Origin of the sequence: Moorena producens 3L (assembly GCF_000211815.1) — a bacterium.
GTDB lineage: Bacteria > Cyanobacteriota > Cyanobacteriia > Cyanobacteriales > Coleofasciculaceae > Moorena > Moorena producens.
In genome coordinates this window covers 65875-84272 of sequence record NZ_GL890874.1, presented here as the reverse complement: position 1 = coordinate 84272, position 18398 = coordinate 65875, and the positions used below count along the sequence as shown (strand labels likewise).

Sequence of the window (18398 nt, the reverse complement as noted above, 5' to 3'; positions counted from 1 at the left end):
TGTAAAAAACCTACCCCTGTAAGGGATTCCTGCTCCCTAAAAGCCAGTAATTTGTACCTCACCCCATTGAAAACTGCTATTATACATGATGCATAACGCCCTGAAAAGGTTGTCTCAACATCAATTTGTACTTGGTTGGCTGCTAGGGGGGCTACTGTTTCGGTGTATCATTGCTTTTTGGCTTTACCCTGGTATTGATGAAGCCTATTACTATGTCTATAGCCTGCATCTAGACTGGAGTTATTTTGATCACCCAGTTTTAGTTGCCCTGACTACTGGCTTTGGTACTTGGATAACGGGAGAGGTTTCCCAATTCACCATTCGTCTGGGTTCCCTGATTTTGTATACAGGTAGCCTATTGCTACTGTATCTGACTAGCACTCATCTATTTAACACCAAAGCGGCTAGATTAACGTTAGCGATCGCTACCATTATTCCGATTTTTCAAATTGGCTTTGGTGTACTTACCCTACCCGATAGTCCCCTGATATTTTTCTGGTCAGCTAGTTTGTTATGTGCTGCTTACGAATTTTTTACCCTCAGAGGGAAAAATTTAAGTAAAAAATTATCTAGTCAACCCAATAGTTTATATTCCAATACTCCACACCCTAACCCCCACACCCTAAACCCTATTTATGATTCATACCGACCTAGCTATCGGTTAGCAATCCTAGGTATTTTAGTAGGTTTAGCTTGTCTAGGTAAATATCATGGCTTTGTTTTGGGCTTAGGATTAGTTGGTTTTTGCTTAACGAGTCCACGTCATCGTTGTGCATTATTGTCACCTTGGGCATGGCTAGGTTTAATGTTATTTATCATAACTATTTTTCCAATTTGGTACTGGAATATACAGCATGATTGGATATCCTTTACTTTCCATTTATCCACCCGTTTTAAACCAGAGCCAGAGGTACCTCAGCAGGGCTACAATTGGCTAAATGTATTAGTGATAGTTTTATCTGGAATAGCTTATCTTTTCCCTACGATGGCATTGCCCATGTGGTGGGTGAGTTTGCGATCGCTACTTACTCAATTTACCGGGTATAGCAAGACATCAAAATTGGAGTCAAGATTGATCCTATGGGTACTCCCTACCCCTAGTTGTAGGCTTTACCCTCTTAGCAGGATATCACCAAATTTTGCCCACTTGGCCAATGCCAGGATTTTGGGGGATAACCTTACTACTAGGGCAACAGGCGCAACAGTGGCAAATGCGATCGCCTTTAGGCGGGCACTTCCTGTCATCGCGCGGTTGGGTTAACCGATGGCTAAAGGGTTCAGCCATAGCAATAGCTAGCCTATTATTGTTTGTGCTACTGCATATCACGACAGGAACACTGCAAAAATCCGGTCACTATGCTTTACTAGGGGGTTTTGTCTCTCCCAAGGATGACCCCTCTACAGAACTGATTGATATTCAGCAACTGCGACAAGGATTTGCTCAGTCTCCTGTGCTGAGTGAGGCATTAGAAACCTCTAGCTTTGTCTTTACTAATGGGTTTTATATCAGTGGGATCGTAGCGATGGCGATTACTCCCCTGACCTCTACACCAATTACCTGTTTGGGAGAGGATATGCGTGGTTTTATGGTCTGGTTCCAGCCTGAGCAATGGTTGGGTAAAGATGGATTATACCTTACTCTGGAGCGATTTCAAGAGTTGACAGATAGCTATCGAGCTTATTTTCAGGATATGCAGGAAATAGGGACAGTGCCGATTCGAAGGGCTGGAGCAGTAACAGAGGTTTTTCATGTGTATTGGGCGACTAAGATGGTGAAGCCTTATCCTAGCTGAGCGCTCGAATCGGTCATAGATCTGGGATTCAAGCTTTTCTCAGTCGCTCTGCACGGATACAGCCTCCCTCCCAATCCCACTTCGGGTCAGATTCACTTGGCTTATATTGTGCCCAAGCATTGCCACTCTCGTCCTGATACAAGGCTGTAATCTCCGCAGTAGCTCTACTTCCCCAAGGCGCTTTTACTATAATCTGGTCTTGGCACTCGAAAACTTCACCGTCAGAATTAGTGACGCTCTTGAGTGCGATTTGGGGTTTGCGCGCTCAATCGGGGGTATTTTTTTGATGACTAATTTTTTTGGCGGCTCAGATGTAGTCAAGTTTCTTGAACAATTGTAGTATCGATTACTTTCTTTTATTCTAGGCGCTAGATACTAGCAAGTCGCAAGGGGGTTAGTTGGTAAGTAATCAGGGGTATTGACATTTTCTTGGGAATATGCATACTTCCAAGCAAATGCCATTATCATCTATCTTGTTAGGATACACTGATCCGATAGGGGAGTGTTCCTTGGTTACTCATTACCATAATTGCACCGGGCGATGGCACGAAGTGCCCGCCTAATGGTACTTAGACATTTTCTAGGCTCAAAAGGGACTGAAAAGGACTTCAGGTAACGAAAAGAGGTCGATTAGCTAAAAAGAGCTGGAACCACAAGTATAGCTGGATTGATACTCAGTTGCGCTAAAACTCTTTCCATGTATAGGTTTGAAAGCATTTTTGACTCTGTTTTTGTCTAAGTCCCGATAAGCACAATAAGACTGGGTTTATTGAGAAGTACCCCCAGTTTATTGACAAGATGCGCTTACCCTAAGCTGGTGAGTGTCATCAAAGTAAAAAGCTTGGGTTATCATTACTCTAGAGGTTACAGTTATAGTGAAAGGAAACCTGACTTTCCTTTAAGCGTTACCTTATGAAAATTAATGACAATAGTCAATCAATAATACTGAATTGTAAAGAGATACCGCACTTATTTACTCAGATATCCTTGACAGCACAAGATAATACATTGTTAGGTGTATATCTGTAGGCTACCTGCCCCATAGGCAAAACGTCCCAGTTAAGATAGGATGATATGATAGGAAACAAAATCACATTACAAACAACTACCACGAAAGGAAAGCAGGATATCATGGCAAAGGATATAAATTACAAAACCCTTATCCAGTAAGGGTTTTACCAATTGATTGAAAACAGGCTCGATCCCTGAAATACTCACCACGCCAGCATGTACAAAAATAAGATGCGTTTGCCCTGAGCAGGATATAAAACAAGTTGATACCAAGCCAAAACTTAAGGGTTTCGGTAGTGGTGAAAATGTAGCAAAATCACTACATCTTTACAACTACCAAGAAATCAAAAAATATTAATTTACTTTTTCCTTTAATCAAAGGATAATAATTTTATGAAAAATACAAGCTATGTAATATGGAACAATAAGGGTGGAGTTGGTAAAAGTACTATAACATTTCATATATCTTCAGTCTATGCTGAAAAAAATCCAGATAGAAATGTCGTTGTAATTGATATGTGTCCTCAAGCCAACTCATCAATGATGCTAATGGGTGGAGGAGAGAAAGCAGAAGAATCATTACAAGAATTAATCACAAAAGATACTCCCAAAACAATTGTAGGATATCTAACAGACTGTGTTTTGAAATTAAATACTGACGATCTTAGTAAATATATACTACAATTAAATAAAAAAAACGATCAGCTTACAGATAATATATATTTAATGTCTGGGGATGGAAACTTAGAATTAATAGCGCCGCTTCTTTCAGAGAGAGCTGATGCAACTCCAATATCTGGCTCTGATAATCCTTGGCGTTCGATTCATACTATTATAGAAAAACTAACTAAAATTCAGATTAATGATAAACCAACAACATACTTTATTGATACCAATCCGAGTTTTTCAATTTACACTCAAATTGCAATACTAGGGGGTGAAAAATTAATAGTTCCGATTAATGCAGATGATTCTTCTATATATGCTATATCCGGTCTTTTTAACCTTATATGGGGAACAGAAAAAGAACATCCTGTCTATGGAAAATATACATTTGCATCAAAAGTAAAATCGAATTCCTTGGAAAGGCCAAAGATAGCTCTTTTACTAGGGAATCGATTTACTCAAAAAATAGGAGCAGCCCACGCCTTTAAAGCTTTGTCTAATAAAGCTATTCAAAAAATGTTTGAAGAATATACTAAAAATCCTAATAGATTTTCGGATAGTTCAAATAGTAATATAAACCGACAAGAATTTGAAAAAAAATACAGTATAGAACTCAGAGATTTTAATAGCGCTGGTGTTGTAGCGGCAAATCAAGGTTTACCCCTAAGTAAAATGGTTGAAAAAGCGAATTACCAAGTTTATGACAAGAAAATTCAAGTATCTAAAGATCAACGAGAGAAATGTAGTAAAGTCATCTTAGATTTAGTAAGTAGATTGTAATATTAATTTATTTATTAATGATAAAACTGAAAGGGTATGTTTTAATTTACGGTTCAGTTAAAGGAATGGTGTAAGCAAACAATTTAGCCTCAGATCTTGCTCAAACAACTGAAAAATAAAATTGGATAGGGCTGTTGTAAAAAATCGTGCAATAAGAAATCAAAAGCTCACGCTGCTCAAACGTATCTAGATGAGTAAATTTCACGACAAGCATAATAGAGATAACCTCAACTTCTGTTCAGAAAACCACCATTCAGCACTCCCTGTAGAACCCCTACCAACTTCGGTAGTAGGACTTAGCATTTTCTAGCCTCAAAAGGTGCTGAAAAGGAGTTCAGGTAAGGAAAAGAGGTCGATTAACTAAAAAGAGCTGGAACCACAAGTATAGCTTGATTGATGCTCATTTGAGCTAAAACTCTTTCCCTGTATAGGTTTTAAGTCATTTTTGACTCTGTTTTTGTCTAAGCCCGCCTAAGGGCGAACGCAAAGCGAAATTGTAAACAGCATCGCTGCCAACTTAAACGGGTAAGGGGTCTCCCGTTATAATCTCCGATTTAACGGGTTAGAAGTTACCGTAAGACAGACTCGCCTTATTTCATATAACTTAAACTTATGACTCACAGACTGTCGCTTATAAAGGCGAGCCTGTCTAAGGTTTCGTCTCCGGGGAATTGCCCGAGAGCGTCTTGAAGTTCTCAACAGATTGGCCAGAGGCCACGCTTCGCGAACGTAAGTGGTACAATAGCATAGTGATATTAACGTACTGCTACAAAATCAAACCAAGTCCCGAACAGATAGCCATCATGGAAAGGTGGCTTGAACTGTTACGCCGTCATTGGAATTATGCTTTAGGACAACGGCTTGATTGGCTCAATCGGACTCGTTCCCCGATTGATAGATGTAGCTTAATCAGTGAGCCGATCGGTGAGATCCCAGAACCGGTTAACTATTACACTCAACAAGCGGCTCTCAAGGAAACTAAGCGACTGTTTCCTGAGTACAAGCAAATCTATGCAGAAACTCAGCAAGTCAACTTGCAACGACTCAATAAAGCGTGGGATAGATGGAGGAAGCCTGACGCTAATGGTAAACGTGGTGGTAGACCTCGATTCAAGAAAGCGGGAGAACTTCGATCATTCGTTTTTCCTAGGATAAATAGTTCAAAGGCGGGAGCACACCTGGCTGATGGGATCTTAAAACTAAGCCGAATTGGGTCAATACCTGTCGTAATGCATCGGTCATTACCCATTGGCTTTACCCTTAAGCAATGCACTATTGTCAAGAAGGCCGATGGCTGGTATTGCTGTATCTCAATGAAAGATGATACAGTTCCCGAACTTTTGCCTATTGGCTCTGTCAAGTCTGCCGTCGGAATTGATGTTGGGCTAGAAAAGTTTTTGACTACTTCCGATGGCGAGGCGGTACCTATCCCGCAGTTTTACAGAAAAGCTCAGGATAAGCTGGCTCAAGCTCAAAAAGCAATGTCGCGCCGTGTATTGGGCTCTAATAACTGGAAAAAAGCCAAGCACAAAGTAGCCTTAATGCACCTTTATCTGACTCGTTGTCGGAAAGAGTTTCATTATCAGGTTGCTCATTGGTTGTGCGGTAAGTACGACCTAATTTCTCACGAAAATTTAAACATCAAAGGGCTGGCTCGAACTAGGTTAGCAAAGTCAATACATGATGCAGCTTGGGGAGCTTTTTTGGAGATATTACAAGCAGTGGCGGTCAAACGCGGTTTGTTAGTCCAGGAAGTCAACCCACGAGGTACAAGCATTGAGTGTTTTAATTGCGGTTCCAGGGTCGAGAAAAGTTTAAGCGATCGCGTTCATTGTTGTTCGAGCTGTAATATCAAAATCGATTCGGCGAAGCCGACGCTGCGCGAACGTGATTGGAACAGTGGTATCAACATTTTGAATCGTGGATTATTGGCGGTTGGACTGCCGCTCAATGGCTGCGGTAAATCAATACAGGATATTGAGGAACAGCAAGTCTCATTTGTGAATTTGAGAAGCCCACATCATAATCTTTGATTTGATGTGGGAGTAGTCACAAATAAGTATATTCATCTTATTTAGACTTGCTCCTGAACAATCACCCTTACAGCTTAGAAAGGCAATTGATGCTCAGCTATCTAATTCTTGTGGTACTATCACAATCTTGCTATCGCTTTTCACGTTTTTGCTGGAAACCGCCGCAACCTGAATATAATCAGAACTAGACGCACTGGACTTGGATGATGAAAAATCCTGCTATCCAACAGGCTGAAACCAATGGCTTATCCCAGAAGTCTCGCCAAACTCAAAGCTGGGAAAATATTCGAGTCCAACACTTCCAACATCCTGCTGGAGAGGGAAATTGTCATTACAATGATGAGCATACCCTTTCTATCTCCCTTGCTCCTCGTCCCGTTCGCTTGCTACAAATTCAGGCAGGCAAGAGCTACACAGGGCTGTATAAAAAAGGAGACATGTCCATTACCCCTGCCAAGACACCGTTTTTTGCTCGGTGGGACAGTGATGATAATTACTTGCAGATTCGGCTGAAATCTCAGTTTATTCAAAGTGTTGCTAGAGAAAGCCTTGAACAGAATCCCGATCGGCTAGAATTACTGCCAGAATTTCGGATTCGCAATCCACAGATTGAAGCGTCCGCAATCATGCTACTTACTGAACTTCAACAGGAATCTTCAGGCAGCACACTTTACATTGATTCTCTGGCTAACGTCTTGGCAGTCAATTTACTGAGGCAACACGCAGCTACCAAACCTCAGTTGCCAATTTACGAGGGTGGCTTACCCCTGCGTCAACTGCAGCAAATTATAGATTACATTGATACATATTTAGAGCGAGATATTAAACTGGCAGAATTAGCTCGATTGCTAGACATGAGCCAATTCCATTTCAGCCGTCTATTTAAGCAGTCAATTGGCATCTCTCCCTACCAATACTTGATACAGCAACGGGTAGAACGGGCGAAGCAGTTGTTGAAACAAAAAGACCGATTAATTGTAGACATTGCCTTAGAGTGTGGCTTCAACAGCCACAGCCACTTAAGCAAAAAGTTTCGAGAATTTACCGGCATGACACCGAAAGCATACAGAGCACATTAGTAAGCATATGCGCTACGCGCACGCGTGTGCGTTCAGCCGTCAGTTATAAGCTAATGCGCTACTTGAGGTGCTATCAGGTGCTTTAAGGATGAGTAAAACCAGCAGGGATTTTTAACCAGCCGTAGCAGTACCCCCCAGCTTGTTTACTACCGACCGTTGATTAGCTGACGGCTAAGGGCTGATAGCTGTTGGCGTAGCCTGCGCGTAGCGCATATGCTTACCAATCAAAATCTACCATTGATGAATTTCAAGCCAGACTTTCCGGATAGAGGGTGAAAGGGATTGCTATACTAACCACAGCATAGATGGTAAAAAAGCGAGATTTGTTGTAGGATATGCAGCCCACTGACGCCAACAAGTTTACAGATAAAGCCTGGGAAGCGATTGTTAAATCTCAAGATGTCGCCCGTCGCTGCAAAAATCAACAGCTGGAAGTCGAACACGTTGCGATCGCATTGTTGGAACAAGATGGGCTACCCAATCGGATTCTATCCCGTGTCACTGTTGATGTTAACCGGTTTCAGCAACAACTGGAAAATTTTGCGACGCGCCAACCTAAGGTCGCTAACCTAGACCAATTGTACCTGGGTCGTGGTTTGGATGTGATGCTCGATAATGCGGAAGCCTATCGCAAGACTTTGGAGGATGAGTATATTGCAGTAGAACATCTGTTACTGGGTTTAGCGGTGGATGAACGGGTAGGACGCCGCTTGCTCAAAACCCATAACCAGGATGCCGCCAAGCTCGAAGAGGCCATTAAAGCCATCCGAGGCTCTCAAAAGGTCACAGACCAAAATCCCGAATCCCGTTACGAAGCATTGGAAAAGTACGGACGGGATTTGACCGAAGCCGCTCAAGCCGGAAAACTTGACCCAGTGATTGGTCGGGATGAGGAAATTCGTCGGGTGGTTCAGGTGCTATCTCGTCGGTCGAAAAATAACCCCGTGTTGATTGGAGAGCCAGGGGTAGGAAAAACTGCGATCGCAGAAGGACTAGCCCAACGAATTGTGAATGGGGATGTCCCAGAATCCCTCAAAAACCGCCAGCTGATTTCCTTAGATATGGGCAGCTTGATTGCAGGTGCTAAATATCGGGGAGAATTTGAAGACCGACTTAGAGCTGTGCTTAGGGAAGTGACCCACTCAGATGGTCAAATTGTCCTGTTTATCGATGAATTGCACACCGTAGTCGGAGCTGGTGCTAGCGGTGGCACTATGGATGCAGGGAATTTACTCAAACCAATGCTAGCTCGGGGAGAATTGCGTTGTATTGGAGCAACTACCCTTGATGAATACCGCAAGCATATTGAAAAGGATGCTGCTCTAGAACGTAGGTTTCAGCAAGTCTATGTTAAGCAACCAACTGTAGAAGACACCATTTCTATTTTGCGGGGACTCAAAGAACGCTATGAAGTCCATCATGGGGTTAATATAACCGACTCAGCCTTGGTAGCAGCAGCTACCTTATCCCAGCGCTACATTACTGACCGATTTTTACCCGATAAAGCTATTGATTTGGTGGATGAGGCCGCAGCCAAAATCAAAATGGAAATTACCTCCAAGCCAGTGGAATTGGAAGCTACTGACCGCAGGCTGATGCAGCTGGAAATGGAAAAGTTATCTCTAGAAGGGGAAGATAAGCGAACCAGTACCACCTCCGCCACCTATAGTTCTGCCCAGGAACGGTTAGAGCGCATTGAAAAGGAAATTGTGGTTTTACGGGGAAAACAGGAACAACTCAATAAACAATGGCAATCGGAAAAGCAACTGTTACAAGACATCAGTGCCTTAAAAGAGGAGGAAGAACAGTTAAGGGTACAAGTGGAACAAGCGGAACGCAATTATGACCTCAATAAGGCAGCCCAGCTAAAATATGGCAAATTAGAAGCTTTACAGCGGGACCGGGAAGCTAAAGAGAGTATGATGTTGGAACTCCAATCCGGGGGTAGTGCTCTGTTGCGAGAACAAGTCAGTGAATCCGATATTGCTGAAATTGTGGCTAAATGGACCGGTATTCCCCTGAAGCGATTGCTGGAATCAGAGCGCCAGAAGTTATTACAGCTCGAAGGACATTTACATAAACGGGTGATTGGGCAAACAGAAGCCGTTTCTGCTGTAGCTGCTGCCATTCGTCGTGCTAGAGCAGGGATGAAAGATCCCGGGCGTCCCATTGGTTCCTTCTTGTTTATGGGACCAACTGGGGTCGGTAAAACCGAATTAGCTAGAGCGTTGGCACAGTTTCTGTTTGACAGTGAAGAAGCTCTGGTGCGGATTGATATGTCCGAGTATATGGAGAAACACGCAGTTTCTCGGTTAGTAGGTGCCCCACCAGGATATGTAGGGTATGAAGAAGGAGGACAACTGTCAGAGTCCGTGCGTAGGCGTCCTTACTCAGTAGTATTGCTCGATGAGGTGGAAAAGGCACACCGGGATGTATTTAACATTTTGTTACAGGTACTTGACGACGGACGAATTACCGACTCCCAAGGCAGAACCGTCGATTTCCGGAATACCATTATTGTCATGACCAGCAATATTGGCAGTGAGCATATTTTGGGAGTAGCTGGGGATGATTCCCAGTATGAGGAAATGCGCAAACGAGTGACGGAGTCTTTGCGATCGCATTTTCGCCCAGAATTTGTGAACCGGGTCGATGATGTGATCATATTCCATACCCTAACCCGGGATGAATTGCGGAAAATTGTCGGGATTCAACTCAAACGGATTGAGCGGCTGTTGGCAGAGCAAAAGATTACCCTGGAAATGTCCGAGCAAGCTCAGGATTATCTCACCGACGCTGGATATGACCCCGTCTATGGTGCTCGTCCCTTGAAGCGGGCAATTCAGCGAGAGTTAGAAAATCCCATTGCTACTAAGATTTTAGAAAATATGTTTATCGAAGGGGATACCATTTTCATTGATTGTGGAGATCAAGGGCTGACATTTAGTAATAAAGCACCCACTAAACCAGTAACAGCTAGTGAATCAGCTGTTCCAGCTGTTACTTAAGATTAGGCATCCCTTTGGGAAGAGGGAGGAGTTCATGTAGGGTGGGCAGTGCACCAGACAGATAATGAAGCTTGCAAACCACGTTGGTAGGCACTGCCCACCCGAAGATTAATGACAATGGTGCAAGATCTCAGTAAAACGTAAGCATTCAGCGGTCAGCGGTCAGCCGTCAGCCTTGGCCACGCTACGGGAATGGCTGATAGCTGTTCGCGTAGCGTGCGCGTAGCGCTTAAGCTGATAGCTCACCTTAAAACTGGAAGTAAAGAAATTCGGAAACTCGGTTAAGAGATAGTAGGCAAAATGTAGCGATTAAGCCAATAGCTGTGGCCCAGTACCAGCTAGGCTTGAAGTGTTTCATGATTTGCTGGGTATTAGGCAAAAAGGTAACCCCTAGGATTAGTCCGAAGAGTACCATGAAGGTCTTTTCTAACCCTATAGGTGGCAGAAGACGTTTCATATCTTGCCACTCCTGAAATTGGATGCCTAAGGGGGTTAACCAACCCAAGGTATTTTGATAAGTAGTAGGCAAGATAACCCCCTTGAGTCCTACCATTGCCTGTAATATTCCTAGACCTTCACTAATACTCGTTGCCCGAAACAATACCCACGTACTCACCACTGCTAAAAATGTCAGCATCCAGGCTAGAATTTTTGGCATCGATAGCTTCATTTGCCGCCACCTGTGATTAATCACCAGAAATAAGCCATGGAGTCCCCCCCAAATCACAAATGTCCAGCCAGCACCATGCCACAATCCTCCGAGAAGCATTGTAGCTAATAAGTTACCATATTGACGTAGACGACCGCGACGATTACCACCAAGAGGAATATAGAGGTAATCCCGGAGAAAATTGGATAAAGTGATGTGCCAACGTCGCCAGAAGTCACTGATAGATCTCGCTTTGTAGGGGGAATTAAAGTTAATCGGTAGGCGGATATTTGTGATTAACCCTAAGCCAATTGCCATGTCAGAGTAGCCGGAAAAATCGAAATACAGTTGAAAGGTATAACTCAATGCTCCCACCCAGGCTTCTACAAAGCTGAGTTGGTCACTATTGTTAAAAATAGTGGCTACCCAGGGGGATAGATTATCTGCGATCGCAACTTTTTTACCTAAGCCTAGGATAAATAGGCTTAGCCCCATTCCCATGTTTTTCCAGGAAAACAGGCTATTGCGTAACTTCTCAAACTGGGGCAATAGTTCATCGTAACGGAGAATTGGACCGGCTATGAGTTGGGGAAAGAAAGACACAAACAGGCTATAGGTCATAAAATTATACCTACACTTTTTCGTTTCCCCACGATAAGCATCAACAATATAGGCAATTTGGGTAAAGCTATAAAAAGAAATCGCTAAGGGAAGTAAGATGGTAGGAATAGTGATATTTGTCCCAAAAATATGGTTTAATGAATCTACGAAAAAGTTAGCATATTTGAAATAGCCCAAAATCGCTAGGTTAAAGCAAATTCCTATCCAAAGCAGGAGTTTAGTTTGCTGTTTATAACTAACTACTTTGGAAACTAGGTTTGAGATGTTATTGTTTTTATTGGGAGAAATTACAGCTAAATTTCCTTCCTCTCCTTCCCCTCTTCCTCTGAAGCTGATCGACATGTTATTCACGGTCGTGGGAGCCGGACTATCCTCTCCACTTCCTTCTTCTAACAAAATTACTAGCTTCTCTATCTGTTTGCCAATGACATAGTTACCACTAATTGAAATTAGGAGCAGAGGCAGATAAGCAATTTTCCAATAACCATAAAAAAATAGGGATGCTAACGTCATCCATACCCAGGTAGCTTTAACCAAACGGAAGCGACTTAAGCCAAAAAAAACCACCAGGGTAATGGGAAGAAAGCCGAAGATGAAAGCGTATGAGTTGAATAACACGGTAGATGACTCTTGGTAAGTAGGAAATGCTAGCAATATTGCTGTTTATTAACAGTCAATAATCAATATTATATAATAAATAGTTAACACTAAATAGTCAAACAAAAACAGTCAACAGTCAACACTAAATAGTCAACGGTCAACACTCAAAAAATTTTTGGATAAGGGAAAATAATTTTATAAACACCCTGCATCTCCCTTACCTTCTGCTAGTCAATGGCTCTAGCTAATGACGTCCATCTCAAAGGTTTTTGGGTAAGGGAAAATAATTTGTAAACACCCTGCATGTCCCTTACCTTGTCTAGAGATACTCTTAAACCGGGATTAGTTGGGACAAACCCGAATAAGCCGGTCAAGGTGCAATCTATTGTTGTCCGAGTGAGAGGTGGTAAGTGCGGCAATTGGAGTTGAGCCTGCCACCTGTCTTTCTGGACGTTCCTGGCATCTCGACCAGGAGTTTCTTAAAAGCCTGAGTTGTAGTATGCTTAGAATCAAGCCATCCCAGCTCGACTGCGTCAGCTAAACTCAGTCCCATACCTCCCAAGAAACGCGCGGTACGACGCAACAACACTGATTGAACCTCAGCTCTAGAAGAGTACCGAGAAATCTCCTTGTCTGTACCTCGATCAAGGATGTTTTTAGCAGCATTGTGGTCAGCCTGTAACACGACCCCATCAAATCTGGTAAAAATGTCCCCGTTTCTTTTCCCTAGCAGGGTTCCAGTCACGGAGTCAAGTTGCGACGTGTAACTAGGCTGGACTTCTATAACAACCGACCCAGTCCAATTAGCCCATTTTTGCAAAGAGTCCCTGATTACTCCTTTGATCCAACTATTAAGTTGGCGGGACATGGCTTTGGACTGGCGTTTATTTTTAAACGGTTGTGTCAAATCTAAGGCCGTTGGCCACGCTTCGCGAACAGCAAATACTTTCAATGGTTTCCCATCAAAAAGAGATTTAGAGGCGGCTCCTACTCTAGCTGTGAGTTCTGATTGATTTTTCCTGTATCGTCGATTCTCAGTTTTTCGGCTTAGGTTGTTCTCTAATATTCGAGCCGACTTAGCTGGGTCAATTTTCTCAAGCTTTCTATGAAGAGCCCAAAGCTTCCCTCTGTTTCGACTTTTAGCACAGATACGGTCAGATTTTTTGGTGATGGCCTTTCCTAATCCCTTTCCGTGAACTTGGCCATCTGAATCATAGAAAGCTTCCGTGTAGCCCTTGTCTACCCCTACATGGCGGCGTTCAACAATGGCTTTTACCTTTCCATGATTAACTAAAAAATGAACCTCAAACCTTGGCAACAACCGGTTGTATACCAGTCTAATCTGGCCTTTTATTTTTCGATTGCTTCTAACAATTACCTTGTTCCTTTTACCCTTTGTTAACCCGGCTAGTTCTAGTTGATAGGTGTTACGAGAGAGTCTTTGGCATTTGTACCCTGCCTGCTGATAAACAATTTGGTGATCAACCCAAGAATGACCTCTTTGAAATTCCTTTCTAACCAGCCTGTGTAAAAGTGGAACATTCAGAAACTCTAAAGTCTTAAGCTTCTTACAAAGCTCTTTCCTAGTCTTTTGATTCTCTTTTCCTGAGAATCTGTTGTATATCTTTTTTATTACAGCAGCAGAACAAGCTGCCTGTTGGGCTGTTATGGCTTTTGCACAGTCGTTGATTGTCCAATCCATTAGCTTGGCAGGCAACCCTAAGGTATCGGGAGTTCTAAAACTCTTAATTTCAGGGATAGCCTTCTTCCAGTCCATCCCCCAGTGATTTATGCTGCCTAGCTTATTGTAAGACTCTGCCCTGACGACTTTTAGCTTTTTCATAATAGAGAACAACTCAAGTTCAATTGACTTAGTCATCCCCACTACGGGGACAATCTGAGTCGATATTTTCTTGGTTGCTCCTATTTCTTTGGGCATCGTCAATGGTTAAGTCCTAATATTTTAGTTATACTCTAGCGCTAGCCAAACGTCAATGTCTGATTTGTAACACTAAATCCGGTTTTGTCCCGGGTTTAAGGGGTTTGAACGTTAGACCACGAGTTATATGGGTAAGTTCACCCATGCTGGCCAATGAGATCGCCCTTGAATTCTAGGAAAATAGAGTTGTTTATTTGATCATAATTATGATTGAGTGGGTGAAGGAGGTTCTCTCCATCAATCTCAAATCACCAATCACGATATCTCAGGATATCAAATTATGGTTCTCTTAGTTGAGCCAAATTGGCCAATTTGTGGTGATTTCCTAACAAAGCCAAATGAGCTAGTTCTATGTCTGTTGACTTCACTGTAGCGATTCCGACCTATAATGGGGCGAAGCGTTTACCATTACTGCTCCAGGGACTGCGATCGCAAACTTTCCTAAACCCGATCAGTTGGGAAATTATTGTCGTTGACAACAATAGTAGCGATGATACTGCCCAAGTTATTCAGAACTATCAAAGCAATTGGGATGTATCTGTCCCCTTAAGATATTGTTTTGAACTCGAACAAGGATCAGCATTTGCCAGGTTGCGAGCTGTCCAGGAGGCTAAAGGTGAATTAATCGGTTTTTTAGATGATGACAATTTACCTGATCCCAACTGGATTGCTGCGGCCTATGGCTTTGGTCAAGAGTATCCTAAGGCAGGAGCCTACAGTGGTCAAATTCACGGTGATTTTGAAGTCGAACCCCCAGAAAATTTTGAACCCATCAAGCAATTTCTGGCAATTCGGGAACATGGACCAAACCCCCATCCCTTTCAACCTGAACACATCAGACTACCCCCAGGGGCAAGCTTAGTCGTTCGTAGACAAGCTTGGCTCGATAGTGTGCCACCTCGTCCCAGTTTGACAGGCAAACTGCCCGGATTATTCGTCCAGGGAGATGATTATGAGCCATTGCTGTATATGTACAAAGCAGGTTGGGAAATTTGGTATAACCCCGCCATGCATAGCTATCATCAGATTCCCCAGTGGCGTCTTCAGAGAGATTACTTACTCACTCTCGCTCGTGGCTGTGGTTTAGCCACCTGTCAGCTCCGCCTGATTAATGCTACCTTTTGGCAAAAGCCTATAGTAATTACCAGAACCTTATTGGGAAATTTGCGCCGATTTATCCTACATTTCCTTAAGTATCGAGGACAATTTAAAACTAATCTCATTGCCGCCTTTCAACTAGAATTCTTCTGGGGCAGTTTCCTCAGTCCATTTTTTACTATTAGAAAGCTTTTACACAATCCTTATAATAAATAACCTAAGTTATCAGCTATCAGCTATCAGCTATCAGCTATCAGCTATCAGCTATCAGCTATCAGCTTAATGCTTTGATGGGCAAATCTCCAGACTTTCAATTCTCTAAAATCTCGAACTATTAAATTGTCCCGTTCCCATAGCGTGGCCATAGGCCTGCATAGGTTTATTTTAAACTAACGCCTGACAACTGACGGCTAAATGCTTACTAAATAACAGTATTTTTCAGATTTTTTTTCTGCTCCCGACTCCCGACTCCCGACTCCCGACTCCCGACTCCCGACTCCCGACTCCCGACTCCCGACTCCCGACTCCCGACTCCCGACTCCCGACTCCCGACTCCCGACTCCCGACTCCCGACTCCCGACTCCCGACTCCCGACTCCCGACTCCCGACTCCCGACTCCCTATTCCCTATTCCCTATTCCCTTTGCTATCATGACCCAAATATCCTTAATTATTCCAGTTAGAAATAGGCAACACTATACTCAGAATATTCTGAGTCAAATTTTTCAGCAAATTCCTCAAGCAAATACCGATAATATCTCAGTTATCTCAGTCATCATAGTAGATGATGGTTCCACAGATGGTACACCAGACATGATTAGAAGTGAATTTCCAAATGTTTACTTAATTGAAGGAGATGGCAATCTTTGGTGGACAGGTGCGATTTGTATGGGGATGAACTATGCCATAGATAAATTAGACTCCGATTACCTAGTGTGGCTAAATGATGATATTTCTCTGTCAGACAATTTCCTGAACAACCTGATTGACATTTGTCAGTCTCCACTGTACCAGAAGACTATTGTTGGGGGTATTGTCCGGGATAAAACCTATTCCGATTGGATTGTGTTCAGTGGAATGCATAAAAAACAGCCAATTCGGAGTATGGATTATTTTGCTACAGCAGAGGCTAGGTCAGTCGATACCCTAAATGGTAATCTAGCTATCATCCCCAGAGTAGTCGTCGATAAACTTGGGTTTCCAGATGCTGATAGATTCCGGCATTACGGCGGTGACTTTGAGTTTGTTAGTCGTGCTAATAAATCAGGATTTAATGTAATTTTGTCAAGTAAGCTCCAAGCCACTACTGATTATAATTTAAATGACTTGATTCGTTATATGCCCCCTCTACTACAATGGTATCTCCAACCGAATACAGCCAAAAGAATCAAAATTTTGAAAGGATTCACTAATTTAAAGTCAAATTATAATATCTGGCATATGGTCAATATAATTTATCAAGACTCACAACATGTCCCTTTCTGGAGGTATGCTATTTTATATGTTAGGCAAGTTATTAAACTGTTAGTCAGTGATTTTTTACTATTGAGTAAAACTGAAACAACTCTCAAAAACTATTTGAAGCAGCAAAATGCTCCAGAAGAAACTATTCAGGGGCTAATCAACTACAGAACTAAGTCAATATAATATGGTTTTAATATCTATAATTATACCAGTTTATAATGACGAACAAACTATCAAACAGACGATTGAATCGGTTTTAAATCAGACATTTACGGATTTTGAAATACTTGTCATTGATGATGGCTCCCAAGACTCGACAGGGGAAATAATTTCTAGTATCAAAGATGCTCGCTTAAAAATTTTTTCCTATCCCAATGCGGGTGTCAACCGAGCTCGTAATCGTGGACTATCCCATGCTTCAGGGGACTATATTGCGTTCCTAGATGCCGATGATCTCTGGCATCCGGATAAATTAGAGTTCCAGTTAAACGCCTTACAAGCAAACCCCCAAGCCGCCGTTGCCTATAGTTGGACAGATTACATTGATGAATCAGGTCAGTTTTTGCGGCGAGGTAACCATATCACTCTCAATGGTAATGTTTATCCTCAGCTGTTGCTAACAGATTTTTTTGAAAATGGTTCTAACGTCCTAATTCGTAGGAAAGCATTTGACACAGTTGGTCAATTTGATGAATCCCTAACCCAGGCAGAAGATTGGGATATGTGGCTGCGGCTGGCGGCTCGTTATCCCTTTGTCGCTGTACCATACCCACACATTTTATATCAAGTCTCGGCTAATTCCGCCTCTTCTGATACTGCCAAGATGGAAGCAGGTTGCTTACAAGTAATTGAACGAGCCTTTGCTAGTGCTCCTGATTCTCTACAATATCTGAAACAGCACAGCCTAGCTAACCTGTATAAGTACCTAATTTTCAAGGCTTTTGAATCATTTCCAGAACGACACAAAGCCCTAGCCGCACTCCGATTTATTGGCCATGCCCTCAGACATGATCCAAGCTTTTTACTGACAAAGGTGACCTTAAAAGTATTGCTGAAAATTATCCTATTACTTATATTACCTGCTCCTCAGTATACTGCTTTACTGAATCGATTTCCAAGATTGTTGAATACTAGCACTATTCTTGGATACCTACGAACAGAACCTTAGACGGGTGCATCGTAAGCATTTAGCTATCAGCTATCAGCTATCAGCTATCAGCTATCAGCTATCAGCTATCAGCATCAGCTATCAGCTATCAGCCATAGGCCAACGGCTGACGGCTGACGGCTGACGGCTGACGGCTGAATGCTTACAAAATGACTAGCTTTATAATTGGCAATTGTTTCCACCGGAAACAACCCCCTGAATTCAGGTATGGGATAATTTTGAATTTTTAATTGATAATTTTGAATTGGAGCGAAGCGATTGACTTCTTCTACTAGAGATTCTAGCATTATCAATCGGTTTGATGGGGCTTGGCATAGACTAAAACTTCTGGTCACCAGTGAGACCTTTCTGTACGTGGTAAAGCGACTGTTGCAAGGTCTTTTGACCTTGCTGTTGGCATCTGCTCTAAGTTTTGCCATTATTCAGTTTGCACCAGGAGATTTTCTGGATACCCTCAGGCAAAAATCCCAAAATTTCCCCGGAACGAATC

10 protein-coding genes and 2 pseudogenes are annotated in these 18398 nt (G+C 42.6%); 9 read left to right on the top strand and 3 right to left on the bottom strand.

The features are described 5' to 3' along the window. Nucleotides 1-88 precede the first annotated feature (88 nt). From LYNGBM3L_RS12430 to clpB, 5 genes and pseudogenes are all read left to right on the top strand, one after another. Nucleotides 89-1793 (top strand): annotated as a pseudogene (locus LYNGBM3L_RS12430) (ArnT family glycosyltransferase). Between the two features lie 1404 nt (nt 1794-3197). Continuing rightward, nucleotides 3198-4250 (top strand): ParA family protein, encoded by a 1053-nt coding sequence (locus LYNGBM3L_RS12425; RefSeq protein ID WP_008183267.1) that lies wholly within the window; start codon nt 3198-3200, stop codon nt 4248-4250. Nucleotides 4251-5053: 803 nt separating this feature from the next. Further along, a complete protein-coding gene (locus LYNGBM3L_RS12420; RefSeq protein WP_008183265.1) occupies nt 5054-6283 on the top strand; it encodes an RNA-guided endonuclease InsQ/TnpB family protein in 1230 nt (409 codons plus the stop codon). A 206-nt stretch (nt 6284-6489) separates the two neighbouring features. Continuing rightward, on the top strand, nt 6490-7362 hold the full coding sequence (locus tag LYNGBM3L_RS12415) for a helix-turn-helix domain-containing protein (RefSeq protein ID WP_008183262.1): 873 nt from the start codon (nt 6490-6492) through the stop codon (nt 7360-7362). A gap of 335 nt (nt 7363-7697) precedes the next feature. Further along, entirely contained in the window at nt 7698-10370 is a 2673-nt protein-coding gene (gene clpB, locus LYNGBM3L_RS12410; RefSeq protein WP_008183260.1) for an ATP-dependent chaperone ClpB, read from the top strand. Nucleotides 10371-10617: 247 nt separating this feature from the next. Here the strand turns inward: clpB and LYNGBM3L_RS12405 are convergent, their stop codons facing one another. Then, on the bottom strand, nt 10618-12258 hold the full coding sequence (locus LYNGBM3L_RS12405) for an MBOAT family O-acyltransferase (RefSeq protein WP_044492912.1): 1641 nt from the start codon (nt 12256-12258) through the stop codon (nt 10618-10620). A 364-nt stretch (nt 12259-12622) separates the two neighbouring features. Next, nucleotides 12623-14179: a zinc ribbon domain-containing protein gene (locus LYNGBM3L_RS12400; protein WP_008183255.1), complete on the bottom strand. Its 1557-nt coding sequence runs from the start codon at nt 14177-14179 to the stop codon at nt 12623-12625. Between the two features lie 351 nt (nt 14180-14530). On the opposite strand from LYNGBM3L_RS12400, the gene hpsE reads away from it, so the two are divergent. From hpsE to LYNGBM3L_RS12385, 3 genes are all read left to right on the top strand, one after another. Next, on the top strand, nt 14531-15493 hold the full coding sequence (gene hpsE / locus LYNGBM3L_RS12395) for a hormogonium polysaccharide biosynthesis glycosyltransferase HpsE (protein ID WP_008183253.1): 963 nt from the start codon (nt 14531-14533) through the stop codon (nt 15491-15493). Nucleotides 15494-15927: 434 nt separating this feature from the next. After that, the gene (locus LYNGBM3L_RS40485) at nt 15928-16923 is read left to right on the top strand and encodes a glycosyltransferase family 2 protein (RefSeq protein ID WP_008183243.1); all 996 of its coding nucleotides are present in this window, start codon (nt 15928-15930) and stop codon (nt 16921-16923) included. A 1-nt stretch (nt 16924) separates the two neighbouring features. Then, nucleotides 16925-17908 (top strand): glycosyltransferase, encoded by a 984-nt coding sequence (locus LYNGBM3L_RS12385; RefSeq protein ID WP_008183241.1) that lies wholly within the window; start codon nt 16925-16927, stop codon nt 17906-17908. A gap of 74 nt (nt 17909-17982) precedes the next feature. Here LYNGBM3L_RS12385 and LYNGBM3L_RS43370 read toward each other — a convergent pair whose 3' ends face one another. Then, the gene (locus LYNGBM3L_RS43370; RefSeq protein ID WP_008183240.1) at nt 17983-18195 is read right to left on the bottom strand and encodes a hypothetical protein; all 213 of its coding nucleotides are present in this window, start codon (nt 18193-18195) and stop codon (nt 17983-17985) included. Here LYNGBM3L_RS43370 and LYNGBM3L_RS36350 point away from each other — a divergent pair. Beyond that, nucleotides 18194-18398 (top strand): annotated as a pseudogene (locus LYNGBM3L_RS36350) (ABC transporter permease); the annotation flags it as partial. The gene LYNGBM3L_RS43370 and the pseudogene LYNGBM3L_RS36350 overlap by 2 nt on opposite strands.

Bases quoted from the DNA above. Each gene is read 5' to 3' on its own strand.
- hpsE (WP_008183253.1), top strand. From the start codon at position 14,531: ATGTCTGTTGACTTCACTGTAGCGATTCCGACCTATAATGGGGCGAAG.
- LYNGBM3L_RS43370 (WP_008183240.1), bottom strand. From the start codon at position 18,195: ATGCTAGAATCTCTAGTAGAAGAAGTCAATCGCTTCGCTCCAATTCAA.
- LYNGBM3L_RS12400 (WP_008183255.1), bottom strand. From the start codon at position 14,179: ATGCCCAAAGAAATAGGAGCAACCAAGAAAATATCGACTCAGATTGTC.
- LYNGBM3L_RS12415 (WP_008183262.1), top strand. From the start codon at position 6,490: ATGAAAAATCCTGCTATCCAACAGGCTGAAACCAATGGCTTATCCCAG.
- LYNGBM3L_RS12385 (WP_008183241.1), top strand. From the start codon at position 16,925: ATGGTTTTAATATCTATAATTATACCAGTTTATAATGACGAACAAACT.
- LYNGBM3L_RS40485 (WP_008183243.1), top strand. From the start codon at position 15,928: ATGACCCAAATATCCTTAATTATTCCAGTTAGAAATAGGCAACACTAT.
- LYNGBM3L_RS12420 (WP_008183265.1), top strand. From the start codon at position 5,054: ATGGAAAGGTGGCTTGAACTGTTACGCCGTCATTGGAATTATGCTTTA.
- LYNGBM3L_RS12425 (WP_008183267.1), top strand. From the start codon at position 3,198: ATGAAAAATACAAGCTATGTAATATGGAACAATAAGGGTGGAGTTGGT.
- clpB (WP_008183260.1), top strand. From the start codon at position 7,698: ATGCAGCCCACTGACGCCAACAAGTTTACAGATAAAGCCTGGGAAGCG.